Source organism: Nostoc sp., from assembly GCF_035638895.1.
Lineage (GTDB): Bacteria > Cyanobacteriota > Cyanobacteriia > Cyanobacteriales > Nostocaceae > Nostoc.
This window is the reverse complement of the sequence record NZ_DASQZC010000582.1, coordinates 1-12888: the sequence shown is the minus strand read 5'-3', so window position 1 is coordinate 12888 and position 12888 is coordinate 1. Positions and strand designations below refer to the sequence as shown.

At 42.0% G+C, this 12888-nt stretch carries 13 protein-coding genes and 1 pseudogene; 1 reads left to right on the top strand and 13 read right to left on the bottom strand.

The annotated features are described in order from the left end of the window. Nucleotides 1–456 precede the first annotated feature (456 nt). Nucleotides 457–1620, top strand: coding sequence for a calcium-binding protein (locus tag VE944_RS28780; RefSeq protein WP_324985498.1), 1164 nt, complete (start codon nucleotides 457–459; stop codon nucleotides 1618–1620). 26 nt (nucleotides 1621–1646) lie between these two features. Here VE944_RS28780 and VE944_RS28775 read toward each other — a convergent pair whose 3' ends face one another. From VE944_RS28775 to VE944_RS28715, 13 genes and pseudogenes are all read right to left on the bottom strand, one after another. Next, nucleotides 1647–2204, bottom strand: a complete 558-nt coding sequence (locus tag VE944_RS28775) for an ASCH domain-containing protein (RefSeq protein WP_324985495.1) — start codon at nucleotides 2202–2204, stop codon at nucleotides 1647–1649. Nucleotides 2205–2411: 207 nt separating this feature from the next. Continuing rightward, nucleotides 2412–3818: an ATP-dependent DNA helicase gene (locus VE944_RS28770; RefSeq protein WP_324985493.1), complete on the bottom strand. Its 1407-nt coding sequence runs from the start codon at nucleotides 3816–3818 to the stop codon at nucleotides 2412–2414. Between the two features lie 117 nt (nucleotides 3819–3935). Further along, nucleotides 3936–4700 (bottom strand): replicative DNA helicase, encoded by a 765-nt coding sequence (locus VE944_RS28765; protein WP_324985490.1) that lies wholly within the window; start codon nucleotides 4698–4700, stop codon nucleotides 3936–3938. A 66-nt stretch (nucleotides 4701–4766) separates the two neighbouring features. Then, a complete protein-coding gene (locus VE944_RS28760; protein WP_324985519.1) occupies nucleotides 4767–5099 on the bottom strand; it encodes an HNH endonuclease in 333 nt (110 codons plus the stop codon). A 195-nt stretch (nucleotides 5100–5294) separates the two neighbouring features. After that, nucleotides 5295–6251: pseudogene (locus VE944_RS28755) on the bottom strand (reverse transcriptase domain-containing protein); the annotation flags it as partial. A 12-nt stretch (nucleotides 6252–6263) separates the two neighbouring features. Further along, nucleotides 6264–6647: a reverse transcriptase N-terminal domain-containing protein gene (locus VE944_RS28750; RefSeq protein ID WP_324985487.1), complete on the bottom strand. Its 384-nt coding sequence runs from the start codon at nucleotides 6645–6647 to the stop codon at nucleotides 6264–6266. 706 nt (nucleotides 6648–7353) lie between these two features. Then, a complete protein-coding gene (locus VE944_RS28745; RefSeq protein ID WP_414690170.1) occupies nucleotides 7354–8010 on the bottom strand; it encodes a DnaB-like helicase N-terminal domain-containing protein in 657 nt (218 codons plus the stop codon). Nucleotides 8011–8012: 2 nt separating this feature from the next. Beyond that, the gene (locus VE944_RS28740) at nucleotides 8013–9356 is read right to left on the bottom strand and encodes a helix-turn-helix domain-containing protein (protein WP_324985484.1); all 1344 of its coding nucleotides are present in this window, start codon (nucleotides 9354–9356) and stop codon (nucleotides 8013–8015) included. Between the two features lie 62 nt (nucleotides 9357–9418). Beyond that, nucleotides 9419–10018, bottom strand: coding sequence for an alpha-ketoglutarate-dependent dioxygenase AlkB family protein (locus tag VE944_RS28735; RefSeq protein WP_324985481.1), 600 nt, complete (start codon nucleotides 10016–10018; stop codon nucleotides 9419–9421). Continuing rightward, on the bottom strand, nucleotides 10006–10725 hold the full coding sequence (locus tag VE944_RS28730) for a hypothetical protein (RefSeq protein ID WP_324985478.1): 720 nt from the start codon (nucleotides 10723–10725) through the stop codon (nucleotides 10006–10008). The genes VE944_RS28735 and VE944_RS28730 overlap by 13 nt, the downstream gene beginning before the upstream one ends. After that, nucleotides 10722–11180 carry a hypothetical protein gene (locus VE944_RS28725; protein WP_324985475.1) on the bottom strand — a complete coding sequence of 153 codons (459 nt, stop codon included), beginning with the start codon at nucleotides 11178–11180 and terminating at the stop codon, nucleotides 10722–10724. Before VE944_RS28725 ends, VE944_RS28730 begins: the two co-directional genes overlap by 4 nt. A gap of 286 nt (nucleotides 11181–11466) precedes the next feature. After that, nucleotides 11467–12363 carry a hypothetical protein gene (locus VE944_RS28720; protein ID WP_324985472.1) on the bottom strand — a complete coding sequence of 299 codons (897 nt, stop codon included), beginning with the start codon at nucleotides 12361–12363 and terminating at the stop codon, nucleotides 11467–11469. Nucleotides 12364–12406: 43 nt separating this feature from the next. Further along, nucleotides 12407–12888: DUF1392 domain-containing protein (locus VE944_RS28715; protein WP_324985469.1), on the bottom strand; the 482-nt coding region annotated here is incomplete at its 5' end.

Below are 12888 nucleotides of genomic sequence, written 5' to 3'. Positions count from 1 at the left end.
ATTTACAGCTTATCAACAGCATAATCAAGGGTTAGTACAAAAGATCCTACTAAACCTACTTTTCCTACTTAACTTTTGTAAACATGTAGCTATTTTTTGAAGAATTCAGGAGTCAGAAAGGCACGGCTATATTGAGCAATCGCTACCCCTCCCAATCAACTAACACCCCATCCACAATCGCAATCCCCCACTGCGGATACTTCGCCAGCAGCTTTTTAACGATAATCTGCAACGCCGGATCATCATTCCAACAGCAGAGCAAGAAATCAAACCCCGGATTGTGCCTCGAATTCGCTGCAACGCGTGAGTTTCTGCATACGTTGTGGTCGCTCTAGGAGCAGAATGTCTGCGAGGAAATCTTAGTTAATAACTATATTCTGCAACATTTTTCAGAAAAAATACAGCCGATAACAGGTTATTATACAGCAGTTACTCAAAAACAGGTAAAGCAAGATTATGGCAACAATTATAGGTACTGATGAGGACGATATTTTAATCGGAACTGCTGGGAATGACAGAATTATCGCTAGTGCAGGCGATGATACCATTACTGGTGGAAATGGTAACGATATTGTTGATTACAGTGACTTAGGACAACCTGTAATAATTCAACCAGCAGGTTTGCAAAAAGGTGTAATTGGAACTGACACATTTAATGATGTAGTTGAAACCCTGATCGGTGCAACGGGACAAGCTAACAGTATTGATGCTACTACTAATAACACCAGTGCATCAATAGTTGCTGACTTATCTAAAGAAAGGCTAGAAATCAGAGTTGGGGGTTCAACGCGAATTACAGTTAAGGTGAAAAATTTTGTTAATGTGACTGGTACAAATCAAAAGGACACTATTACTGGTGATGCTGTTGATAATCAATTATCTGGTAGTGGCGGCAATGACATTATTAGAGGTAGTGCAGGCAATGATACCTTAAATGGTGGAGATGGTACTGATACGGCTGATTACAGCAAAATAGGTATAAGCTCTACCATCTTCATTGATGGAACTTTTCAAAAAGGTGGTGGACTAGGTAGAGATTTACTTGGTAATTTTGAAAATCTTGTTGTTGATGCTAGCGTTGCAAATAACACTATAGATGCCTCAATTGCTCCTTCAGCGCCCTTTATAATTGGAGATGCATCAGTCAACGCTAACCTTGAAACTCAAAGTTTCGTAGTTAATAATCTTCCTAGCGGAAATACAGCTCAGTTCACATTTATAAACTTTGATAATATCAAAGGTACAAATCAAAGTGACACGATTGTTGGAGATAGGCAAAATAATCTATTATTTGGTAATGGCGGGAACGATACACTTTCTGGTAAGAGAGGAAACGATACACTCACTGGTGGATTAGGTACAGATACTCTCACCGGTGGGCTAGGTGCAGATAAATTTGTTTTTACCAACGTATTAGAGGGTGTTGATATTATCAAAGATTTCAAAGCTGTTGAAGGTGACAAAATCCAAATTTCTCAAGTAGGGTTTGGTGCTATTTCCACCAGTGACTTTAGTTATAATCCTGAAAATGGTTCTTTGTTCTTCCAAGAATCCAGATTCGCCATTCTTGAAAATAAGCCTACTGGTTTCCAAACTAATCTAGACATTCAACTGGTTTAAACTCAGGGATCGCACATTTGACCGCGCTACAGTAGCCGCCCGTCCTGACCATTTTTCAGGATTTGGCACAGGCGCGGCAAAACGGCAGTCTTCCTCACGGCTTTGACTTGTTCTCTACGAGACCCTCCGCAAACGCTTGAAACTGAGTTTTCAGCCCTCAGTGAAGTAAAAAAATTCAGTAGACCGAAAATTTTTGCGATCGCACTCCTGACCAATTCATCAGGCACTTCAAAAATTCCCAACCGCCCAATGTAGGGAATTGGTGTAATCTCGCGTGGATTCTCCAGCTTCCAGTGGTACTGCTCAGGTATTCCCCAACCAGATGCAACTCGTGAAAACTTGCAATCAACTATTGTGACAATGCCAATAACTTGGCCGCGACGTAGAGAGATTAATTCTGGGATTACTACCCCCATCCCTTGGCAAAATTCTCTCGCTACCTGGTACTCTTTTTTGGTACAGGTTTTTGCAGCGTGAATCAGAATGTCGCCGCGATAATTGATAGGCCAGCCTCGGTTTTCGATGTCTTTAAGAGCATAAATGATTGCCCATGCCCAAGGCTGACGGACGGATAGCGCTTTCATGTGGATGCTCCAAAAAATAAATCTAATTATTTAAATTGGAATTCTGATATTTTCGTAGTAATGTAATAGTTAATTTGATAACTATTAGCCTGAAAATGAAAGAAAAGTGCTTTTTAGAAATAAAGGCAGTCTCATTCTCATGTTCCTAATGAGGTGTTTAGACATGAGAATGTATGCTAATTAAGAATTTGGATAAAATTTTTAATCTTACCACTTACTATAGCAGTAAAGTTGTTGCGAAGCCCGACTATAAGCAACATACAATAACTTATTACGCATCAGATTATCTCGGCAGCCAAAAATATTTGATGTATCAACAAAGCAATTAGTAAATGTTCCTCCTTGAGATTGATGTACAGTAATTGCATAACCGTATTGCAATCGATTCATCAAACTGCCTTTTACTAATAAATTGTAAGTCTCTAAAAACTCGTAATATTCTCGCCAAGCATAGCTTCTTTGATTTGCAGTTAGCTGAAAGATTTCTTTCTTAGCATTATTTACTGCATATTTAATTAAATCCCAAGAATCAGGGTGAATTATGGATAGGGATGCTTCTTTACCCAGATCATTCTTGATTTGAATCCGATAAGTTTTAAACGGACTATGCACTAGATGATGCCTACTACCAGAGTATTCTTTAAAATCTCTTACTTCGCATTCAGCACAGGAATGCATAAAAATTTCTTTTTGTTCCCCAGAGTCGGCATTTAAGAAAATAGGTTCTTTCGCAAAGAGAATTTCTCCAATCTCTATTGGTTCAGCACCCGGATAAAGTGCAGCTCGAATTTGCTGATTCAGATTGTTAACTTGATTATTAGTCCATGCCAAAATCTTGGCTGAGGAGCGAGAAAATTTATAAGCATCGATAGCTGCTGCTATCCAAGTATCAAATTGCATTTTCTCAATATTCCCCTCACTCTGTAATCGTGGTGGAAATTGAGAATTTAAATTTTGGCGGAGTGCAGTTACATAAGTAGCGATTGCCCCTTCGTATCTCATGACTTGCGTTAATTCCATTCCCAAAGGCAAATGAAAGATTGGCGAAGAATCAACATTATCTTCAATAGGTGGCAATTGTGCTGGATCTCCCATAAAAATAGTAGGAATCCGCGAAGGAATTAACTTAAAAAGTTCTTGCCCTAACATGGAAGCTTCATCAACTATTACTAAGTCAAATTCGTGATAATAAGGCTCTCTAGAGTAAGTATTTGGTTTAAGTCGCTGCTTTCCATTTTCATCATATTCTCCTCCAGGCATAACATGAAGTAAGCTGTGAAGAGTTGAGATATGTACAGTAAGATTTGCCTGTTGAGCCATTGCATCCAATACATGTCTTGCTTTATGCGTTGGAGCGCACAAAGCAACTCTTAAACCAACATTTTTATTTTTATCTAAGTCTCGTGTTTTGAAACAATTCTGAAAAGATTGAATTACTCGCTGTACTAAAAATGTTTTTCCTGTACCTGCATAACCACGCAATACAAACGGCATATCAGGGTTAGAACCATACCAGTCATGGATTAAATCAAACGCTTGCATCTGGTCTAAAGATAATCCTTCCCGGTGCAAGCTTTTGCTCCATCCAGAGTTAATAATTGTTACTGGTTTCAATGTACTTGTCTCCTTAAATTAATGAATGTAGATTTAACAGGGGCAATATTAACTTTATTTTTTACGAAAGCGTAAGAAATACATCTATCAGTGCCCAATTGAGAGAATGTACCAAATTTACCTGGCCAAGTTCAAAAACTTCGATGTTGATAAATCGCACAACATCGTCGCAGTGCCGAGCTTACCGTAAAGCCTGTTTTTCTCAACAATCAACTCGATAGTGCGATCGCTGGGGTCTTTCGTATACACAGCATCGCGGTAAAGCATAATCAACTGGTCACAAACCTCGAAGATTTCACCAGAGTTACGCAACAGATGACGATTGGGGCGTTTGTCAGCCGTTGTTTGATTGCCCCGATTGATTTGACAGCCCAAGAAAACGGGGATTTTGTGAGACTTGGCAATGTCCCGAATCTGACGGGTGATCTTGCCGACTTCAAAAGCCATATTTCCGCCGGACTCCAGAGGAATCTGCTGCAAGTAATCAATAAAAACAGCACCAATAGAACCACCAAACTCAGCAATAGCACGGCGTACTGCACTTGCAATCATTGCGCTTGTAGGGGATGAATGTTCATAAACCTTCCAAGGCAGTTCCACCATTTGTCCTATGCCTTGTGCTATTGGTTCCCAGTAGTGCTGAGTGTTGGTTTGAATCATAGAAGCGTCTACCCCTGTAATTCGGGCCAGCATTCGGGCATTGAGTTGATTCTTGTCCATTTCTGGAGTCACGTACAGAACTGGTTTTCCAAGTTTGGTCATGATTTCGTAAGCGTAAGAAATCATGAAGTGAGTTTTGCCCATGTGAGATTCAGCAGCTATTACAACTAAACTGCTGGGATAAATGCCACCAGTGATATTTGTTAGGGTCGAGGTGTGCATTACTGCATCACCCCTCCCATCCGAAACCGTGCTTGCGACTTTCACCGCACACGGCTACTCAGTGTGTTATCCATTTGTCATTTCGGACTTCCTAACCTTAATACCTATGAAAGATGGAATGTCATTTATCCATTCCCAGTCAAATTCATCCCAGAATTGAGAAAGTTTTTCTAGGAATTTTGAGTGGTCTTTCTTGCGTATTTCTTTTAGATCAAGCGAGGTCTTTTCGTCGTGACAATGCCGATGTAATAGTTGCAGGTTTTTGTACTCATCCCTCCCGCTAAGAGCTTTAGGGATGATATGGTCTTCTTCTATTACATCCCAATCTTGGAAGCTTAATCCACACCAAGGACATTTACCCTTTTGAAGTTTTAACAACTTAGCTTTACGATTAGGCATTTCGGGGTGTATCCCTAGTCTTGAACTCCAATAAACTGTGTCGCCATCGTAAGGGCTTTTATCACCTTTAACTTTCACATAGCTTGTGCTACTGCAACTTGTCTCACTATGTTTTAGTAACCGGAGGGGGTTCGCTTTCCCTTCCTTGGCTGCGAATACCCAGTTATCGCCATTTATGGAAGTCCAGTATTTATCATGACCATCTTTACTGTTTCCACAACGGCGTTTTGCCCATCGTCGAAGTTTCAGGTATGTAAGGTAGTCTTGTTTTGATAATTCTCCAACCGTTTTCGCGTCGAAGTTTGAATAAAAAGAAGACCATCCCCTTATGACAGGGTTGAGGTTTTTTATAAGAGCCGCTTGGGGCGAAGACCTATGTTTTGTGATGATTCTTCCAACTTCCTCAAGGTGAACCTTACTTGACTTCTTGGATGGAGTGATGAGGGTGTTGAAACCTAGTGCCTTGCCTTCAGATTTTATGCTTCGGTATTTTCCAGCAGGATATTGCTGGATATGATGACCGAGAAAGTCAAATCCAGCGAAGCCATCTTCACTTAATTCTGGATTAAGTGTATGGGCTAAACGTGTTTTTTCTAGCTTCAACTTAAGTCCTATGCCACTTAGCCATTCCGAGATAATTTCTCGGCATCTTTGGACGACGGCTATATCTTCATGGAGTATCACAAAATCGTCCGCGTAACGGACGATGTTAGGAGATTGAAATGCAAATCCCCTTTTGTGAAACCAAGTTTCCCTTCCTGTATAAGACATTCTTGGAAATTCTTGTTTTATCTTTTCTTCTATGCCGTGGAGGGCTATGTTCGCAAGTAGTAGTGAAATTACCCCACCTTGTGGCGTACCCTCAGATGTGGCAGTAAATGCTCCTGCGTCTACAACTCCAGATTTCAGCCAAGATTTTATTTGTTGCCTGACTTTTCCTTTTGTTTTTAACTTTTGAAGCAATGTTTCATGGTTGATGCAATCGAAACACTTGGCTATGTCGGCATCAAGTACGAACTTTGCCTTTTGTTGTATACAGACTTTAATCTGCTTGATTGCATCGTGGCATGACCTTCCTGGTCTGAAGCCATAGGAATTTGGTTCAAATACCGCCTCCCATTCTGGCTCCAGTGCAGCTTTTACTACACCTTGTAATGCGCGGTCTTACATGATGGGTATTCCTAATGGGCGTTTTTCCTCACTTCCTGGTTTATGAATCCAGACTCTACGGGTAGGTTTGGATTTGCCAGTAAGTTTTAACTCCCTTACCAGTTGTAAACGTGCCTGTGGGGGCAGTAATTTAACTCCGTCCACTCCTGCCGTTTTTTTACCCTGGTTTTCAACTGTTACCCTGCGTACCGCTAATACTTTATTAGACCAAGACCTCATCAACGTCTTTTGGAGTTTGCGGACTCGCTTGACATCATCACGACGGGAAGCAGCATAGATGCGTTTTTGCAACTTAAAAACATATCGCTCGGCTTTTACCCAGTTTATTGTTTTCCATCCCTCGGTATTCGTTACTGAATCCGAATTAGGCTTATTCATGGCTACTGTTACCTCTAGCTTTCCCACACTGCGATTCACGTCAGCGTATCCCGGCTGTTATGCCATCCCTTTTCAGGTGTTACCCGTTAGTTCGGGTTGGGCTTTTGCTTTTTGAACCATCCTTCTCTCTCGTTGCTTATGGCTGACACCTTCCTGTTATCTATTTCAGGAGCACACGAGAGGTTATTTCGTTTCCACTATCCATATCAAGTCGTTAGGGCGTGTCTATCCACCGGGATTTAAAGAGGTGCGCTATCTCGGTCTCGAAAACCTGATAGTCTCTATCCTTGCCAGCTATTTCTGACCCAAGAGGTAGAACAGAGTCTACAAGCTTATTCCCCTTGGTGGTACGTAACGATGGTTAAACGACACTTTGCTTGTTCTGCCCATAGACTCTTACTTGCGGTGGACGCTTTCAGCTATTACCGTCTTTAACCGCTTTCACCCCCGCTTTACATCTTTGATAGTCAGTCTTGAATGTAGGGGCTACCAGTTAAATGGTAGTTTGTGTGTTTTTAATCCCGCACCAGGATAGTAGGACTTGGTATATTTTGGAGTAGGTTATAATTTGAGTTTATACCTCAATCTTCCCTCTATTTCCTCTAGCTGTCTTTGCTTGGTGCTTGGCTAGATGTCCTTACCTACATGGATAGTGAATTGTCATTTGTTGAGGATTAAAAGTGCGAACTCTACCAGGTTTGGTTACTCAACAAAAGCTAGTCATCTTCCCTTTCAGGTTTCGACTAAACGAATCGCACTCGAGGTCGTACCAACCCACCTTCTGCCCTGCCATATTGCCCATCTCCAGCTTTTGAAAAAGTTCAATGCCCATGTCTTGTGCTGAGAAAACCTTGCAGCGTTCATCGCTTTGATTTTGAGTAACGGTGAAGATTTCTGCCTCAGCAAGGTTTAGTACAAGTGGTAGTTCAGTCTCTGTTTCGTAACCGAGTTTGACAACTTCGTTCCCAGCTTTGATTAACTGCCGCCGTCGATATTTCTCCATCACCAGATCAGCCAAAGCATCGATGTTGACGGCGGACACAGTGCGGTCTACCAAAGTTGCTAATTTGTTTCTGCCACCAATGCGATTGAGCAAATTGTGGTCAGCTAACCATGCGGTTACTGAAAGTAAATCTGTGGGTTGGTATGTAGCATGAAGTTGGGCTGCGGCTTGATAAATATCTTTATGGGCACTGATGTAAAAGGCTTCACTGACAAGGATATCGCTGATTCTGGTCATTGCTTCTGGGTCAAGCATAATCCCGCCCAAAATCGCTTCTTCTGCTTCAATGTTTTGAGGTGGTAAGTTAACTTGATTTCGGTCAGGAGCAAAAGAAAGTACGTTGTCTTGATTAGAGTGCATAATTAAGCTCCAAGTGCTAATTTTAACTGCGCTTCAACTTCTCGCAAATTCGTGGAAGATCGTCTGGTGTTGCTCGGAACTTTTGGCTCATTTGCTTTGGCTTGAAGTTTCGCTTTAAGTTCCAGCATTTGTGGGCTTTTTTGATACTCCAAAGATGGCTCTTGTTTTGATTGCTCAAGAGTACGGCGCTTATGGTCTTGTGCCAAGGCATCTTCGAGCGTGGTGCTAGTGGTATCCTTTGGTCTTTTTGTCGTAGCAGTATGCAGTTGAGGTAGAGGCTGTTTTTCTGTTTGCAATAGTGCTTGGCTTAAACGCTGATTCAAATTTGTCCACCCACCCTTGGTTTTCTCCCAGGTGTTCATGACTGCAACAGCATGAGTAATTTCCTGTTGTGCCGAGAGTTTGGATTTCGTGGCTAATTCTTTTGCCAGGAAATCCACGACTATGGGGTTGAAATTCTGGTACAAGTTATTCAGCTTTCGCTCTCCACTGCGCCAAGGTAAAACCCAGCGATTCCACTTGATTGAGTCTCTAACAAGCAGGGGCACACAATCATCGCTCATAGCAGTCGGGTCTGTTAGCCACGCATCAATCAGTTCTTTCACGTTCCGGGCTGTCTTGTAGGGACAGGTTAGTTGCGGCTTATTCGATTGTTCGGATTTCTCGAACGACCCCGCCGCAATAATTGGTCTACAAGAGGGGTTATCGGTTTGTTGCAAAGACTTGGAATTTTTTGACAGCGAAGTGAGTTGTTGTAGGGTTGGTTCTTCTGGGGCTGATTCTTCTAGACTTGGTTTTTCTGGAGTTGGTTTTTCAAGGTTTAGTTGTTCAGTTTCACACACACACGATTCTTGAGTGGGAAATGCGTTCTGAGTTGGGGGTGCTTCTTGTATGTGTTCTTCTTCTAATTTATTTTCTTCTAATTGTTTTTCTATATGAGGGGTGGATGATCCACCTATGGATAACCCACCTATGGATAACCCACCTATGGACGACTCACCTATGGATGACCCACCTATGGATGAATGATTTTCTCGAAATAACTTTGTGTCTTCTTTGCTGGTAAAAATGTAATATTGCCAGTCAAACTTACCATTGTTCGGATTGTTCTCTTGAACTCTCACTAAATAGTCATTTTGTTCAGCGTTTTTGATAGCATTACGGATTTTGTCTCGTTTGTACCCCAAATGTTTTTCGATTACCGTAAAATTAATATCAAAGTTTTCATCGTGAGAAGCTACCCAAGAAATTAACCTAAATGTTGAATCAGTAACTTTGTGATCACGAATTAAACTGTTGGGAATTGCAGTAAACTGTTTAGAGGATTTACCATTACGAAATCCCATAGAATCCTCCTTGAATATTAATAATCTTGGATATAAACCTCAGCAATAGCGATAACTTGAGGTCATCTTTTACCCCCAACATGCGGTCGAAAAGTTAGATTAATCCGTGTGCTAACGACCTTATTGGTCTTCGGAACTTGATGCAGATGAGTACTCTGACAACCCGGAAGCATCACCAGCAGACTCCCATGCTCCAGCCAAAAGTCAGTCGGCTTACCCCCGATGGGCTTAATTTGGAATTTCCTCATTGAACCCAGACTGACAGAGGCGATCGCTGGATTTAACCCCATTGAAGCTTCACTGTCGTTATGCCAGCCGATAGAATGCTGTCCACTTCTATACTGATTGCCGATGACAATGCGGAAGCTGTAGCCAGTGGCAGTTGTAATCAAGTCACGCAACAGGGCAAGTTCTTGTGTCCAAGGCAGGGGTTTAAGTAAAACGCTCTTAGAGTAAAGGTAATCACAGCCTTCATCGCCATAAATGCACTCTAAGCGCGGAACAGGAATAGTTTTACCCAGCATCCTGATTTGATTTTGTTTCCATTGCAGTTCTTGGCAATGTTGATATAGTTTGTCAGCTTCTTCCTTGCTCAGAAACTCTGGATAATAAGCAACTGGTAAAGTAGAAGCAGATTCGGGAAATAAAGTTAGCTGTTGCATAATTCTCCTTTGGCGTAGCTTGCCGCCGTAGGCATCGCCCGTACTATCTCAATCGCCTGCTCTTGCGTTATCGCCTGCTCAGGGTTCTTGTAAAACCCAGCGATCGCCGACTTGGGACGAATAATAATTTGCTGCCCTGCTGCGCGTTTATCCCAAACAAAGCACGAGATTGTGATGTTATCGGTAGCCCAACGAGTACCCCGTTTGTCTTTCCGAAAACAGAAGCGCGGCATGATTAGAACAAGTGACGGCGGGTGCTGCTGTAAGAAATCAGCTCGGTCATCACAGGGTTCTAGAAAGCTAGTTAATAGGAATGCAGCCACACCCACACGCGCTTTCTGGTAGGCATTCTTGATAATTGGTGCAGCAAATTCCGCGTATGGTGGGTTAGTGCAGATCCAGTCACAATCGGGAAATTTAGCCCATGACTCGGATAGTGTTGCATCCATTTGGTAATCAGCCGCTTTATGTGGATCAATATCGTTCGTCCACATTTGCTTGGTGTAGGGCCACGCCGATAGTAATGTTGCGATCGCTCCATGCCCCACACAAGGTTCACCAATCACACCTGACAACCTAACGTAACGCAGTAATTCTGTAGTAAACCACGATGGAGACTCATAAAAGTTCAGTGGATGTCTACCAACAGTTTCTGCTGTAGATGCACTTGTATATGGTTGTGGTATCAGCAATTGTGTGGCAGTCATACCAAATCCTCACTAAATTCGATGTGGCTTAAAGTCTGAAGTTCAACAGCGAGTCGACTTAAGAAATTTTGGAGTTCGGCTGTTGCCAATTCTTTGGATATCTCTTTTTCCGATGTGTAAATAAGCTGCTTAAAATTCCCAAAATAAGCTTCTGTACGAGTCAAATTTTGCTCTGTGTCAGTTAACAGAGTCAAAGTAAATCTTCCCAGTTTGCAGAAGTAATACTGGCGGTTATCACAAGGGTTGCCTTGATGCCAAGTAATATAAGGTTTTGAATCAATGTGAGCGCTAATAGATTCAAAATCAACGTGGAAAATGTTCATCTCAGTTAGCATTTCGCCACTGTTATAGCGGTCTGTTATATGCTGCTTAATTGCTGTTACTGCTAAACCGTCAGGAATATCAATGTGAGCTTCCGATGTGATTTTTTCAACTACTGTGACTATGGCTTTCATTGTTGTTATCCTAGAGATGCAATGAGTGTTTTAGTGTGGCGATTGTTACTTATAAAAGTGGTAATCGCTTTTTATTTTGGTTGTTAGGAATCTTGAAGTGACTACACTTTCTAAGATGTGTATTATTTGCTATAGAAGTCATCCTTGTAACAAATAATTTTAAAATACTGTTAATTGCTTGACTGCATGAAAGAGAAACTTTTAATGTTATTGGTGATATTTGATGCTTTAGCAAAAATTTGCATCTTTAAATTAGCGAACGTTTCTGTGGTGGAAGCGTTCGCTTTCATTGAGCCAGCGCTGGTTCCTTTTTGCTAGCGAAAGCGCCTGCCTGCTTTAGCGCTGCACTAGGGCTAGGGTGAGCGAAAAATCCTTCTATAGCTTTGGTCAACCCAGCCGCAACAGCCGGATCATGGCAAGCGTAGACATAGATGGGCTGTTGAACGCCGTTAACCAATCGCGTTTCTTGGCGTGAGCCTAACTGAGGGTAAAATGTTCTCACCCATGTCCCTAAGTGTCCGCGATAGTGAGCGCCGCTCAGGGGGACTTTTTTACCCAGTTCGCTCTCTGCAAAGTTGACCACGCCAAGCCAGCGTTCTTCTGAAGGAATCAACATTTTTCTGTTGTGTTCAGTCAGCAGATTAGCGGCATAGTCTTTAAATTGCTGTTCGGTGTATGGGTTGAGTCTGCCACCAGTTAACTCAGCTAAAGTCTTCATTGCCAGAACAAGAGTATGCAATCGCTGTTCAACTGGGGGGAGGGCTGGTGTAGAGGGTTGTTCTTGTGTTTGAGTAGCAGGTTTTGTCCAGCCCATAATGTCTTGCATCCACGCGCGAACACCGATACTTTCAAATGCTTCACAGGCTAATCTTGCTTGTTCGCTGCATCTTTTCCCCGCTTCGTAACCGTAATAGTGAAGTATTGCGGCAACAGCTACGTCAGGGATACCAGACTGCGACCACCCTAAAATGTCAACACCTTCAAACCCTTTACGGATAAGCTTTTCAACCATTTTAGAGTGAGAATTGTCAACAGCCGTTTTGAGACTTCTGAATAATCCAGCAGCATCAACCCCAGCTAATCTTGCTGTTGCACGAAGACTAGCCTTACCTTGTCCATTAGAGTCAACAGTGATTTCTTGCTTTATTTGGTCGATGATTTGGGCTACTTCGATTTGTGACATAATTTTAGTTGGCTGATAATTTTTCGTTGTTGATTAGAGAGAATTAGACATTCACGCGCACCAAACTTTTTTCACCAACCAATGAGAAGCGATTAAGTATGGTTGGTGTTTCAGCCAATGTTGGCGATACCAATTCGACAAGGTAAAACCAAAACTTATCTACAAGTACAACTCCTAAAATCAGCCGTTGCTTTGTGTCATCACCATAAGAACATAGGATTACTTTCTGCCCTAAAACGAAAGCAGGTTTTTGCACAGTGAGGGTTTCTAATTCACCAGTCCCAATGATTTGATATTCTGTGGCGTGGACAATTTCATCACCACAAATAACTGTATAAAGCCAACACTCATGTTTCCATTGCACACCAGAACAGTAACCAAATTTTCTCGTGGTTTTCAGGTAAACTCTTTCCAATAAATTGACCTCAACAGGCGGAATTGTTTGACCCCAAGGCGGGGAGATATACCAACTTGTTTTCAGGGCGTTAACGTAGTCAATCATGCTTTTTCCTCTGGGATTAATAA